This is a genomic window from Pseudomonas oleovorans subsp. oleovorans, assembly GCF_002197815.1.
Classification (GTDB): Bacteria; Pseudomonadota; Gammaproteobacteria; order Pseudomonadales; family Pseudomonadaceae; genus Aquipseudomonas; species Aquipseudomonas oleovorans.
In genome coordinates, this window is record NZ_NIUB01000083.1 from 1 (window position 1) to 1,578 (window position 1,578).

Here is a 1,578-nt window from a genome sequence, read left to right on the forward strand (position 1 = left end):
GCCATGGCCGTCGGGCGATGACCAGGCCTCTGCCGCTCAATCAGGCGGTCTAGCTGGGCTGGCGGTGATGTGATCATCGTCTGTTCCGGCTGTCTAGGCGAGATTTCTCGTTCTCCGGACGAGCCTATGCCGACCGCTTGTGGCCAGCTTTTTTTGCACGGAGGTTGGGCGGTGGTGTTTCTTCAGCGCGTCGGTTTGTAGCCCTCACAACCTCGGCTGGCTGCGCGTTTGCGTTGGCGCGCAAAGCTACGGCCTGAGCGTACGGCACTGAGGCTTTTAGCCATCAAGGCCAGCACATTGCTCAGCCCCTGAGCACAGTGCCGCACCAGCAGCTCGACCAGGGTATTTTTGAGCCGTGACACGCCTTGGGTGAAGTTGACTTTCCATCGCAGCTTGCGACCTTTGTGGCGCTGTTCGATGACCGGCTGTAGCAGGTGCTGCATCAACAGCGCCAGGTTCTTCAACAGTTGAGCGGCATGAAAGTCCTGCTTTACAGCGGTCACGCTGCGGCCGCTGAAGTTGTCCAGCGTCAGGGTTTGTTTGAGGCGACGGAAATCGGTTTCGATGCCCCAGCGGCGGTGGTAAAGCTCGGCAAACACCTCAGCGGGAAAGGCTTCTCGATCCAGCAGCGAGGTCAGCAATACTTCGCTTTCGCCGTTGGCCAACTCGACCCGGATCAGTCTCAGCTCGATCTGGCTGGCAGGATCAACGCCAGCCTCGGAGCAGAACAGACGTGCTTCAGGATGGTTGGCCACGAAAAGCTGTGTGTCTTCAACTTGGCCAGAGTGTAGAAACGCTTTGACCTGGGCGTTATAGCCACAGGGCAGGCGCATCAGAAAGTGCCGCTGTTGCTGCGCGAACAGCGCGAATAACCAGTGCCCAGGGTAACCACGGTCAAACAGCGTCAGGCTGTCAGCCGGCAGGTGCTCAAGGTGCAGATGGGCACAGTCGCGCTCGCCGACGGTCAGGGGCACGATCAGGCTATGCAAGGTTTGACCGTCAGCGACTTCGTAGAGTGTGGACAAGCGAGCCATGGGAAAGCCAGAGTGACTGCCAAAGAAGGTCGCCATGGTCGACTCCAGGGGTAAATGCACGGTCGAGCCATCCACCGCGAGCACCCTCAGCCCACGCCACTTCTGACGCAGCCCGAAGCAGTCAATTTGTTGCTGCAGGAGGCGATTGAGACTTTCAAATACCTCGGGGTTGAGCTTTTTGCGCGCTTTGCAGAAGGCCTGCGCAGTGACCATTTGCGTCTCAGTCGACGCCTGATTGAGTACGCGATAGAACTGATCGAGTTCGGTTTGCAGGGCCGTGCGCGGCTGATTGAGCAGGAACAGGACGAGGTTCTTGAAGGTGAGCTGGCGTCGGCGGGTAAAGTCTTGAGGATTCTGGCGGTGGGCGGCGATGAAGGCGGGACAATCGAGCGGGCTGGTTATTTTTTGTACAATTTTCAAGCCAGGGTTTGGCTGGCGGTGTCAAGCGATGCGGTATAGGTAGTCAAAAGGGCTTCTCCCATGCACTGATTTGAGCGCTAATTATATGATATTTATGGATAATTTCCAAAGTTGATGACATTGG

1 protein-coding gene is annotated in these 1,578 nt (G+C 57.4%); it reads right to left on the minus strand.

All coding sequences use genetic code 11. From position 1 onward, the window contains the following. Nucleotides 1-182: 182 nt before the first annotated feature. The gene (locus PSOLE_RS23325) at nucleotides 183-1,454 is read right to left on the minus strand and encodes an IS4-like element ISPa1635 family transposase (protein ID WP_004423958.1); all 1,272 of its coding nucleotides are present in this window, start codon (nucleotides 1,452-1,454) and stop codon (nucleotides 183-185) included. Nucleotides 1,455-1,578 lie beyond the last annotated feature (124 nt).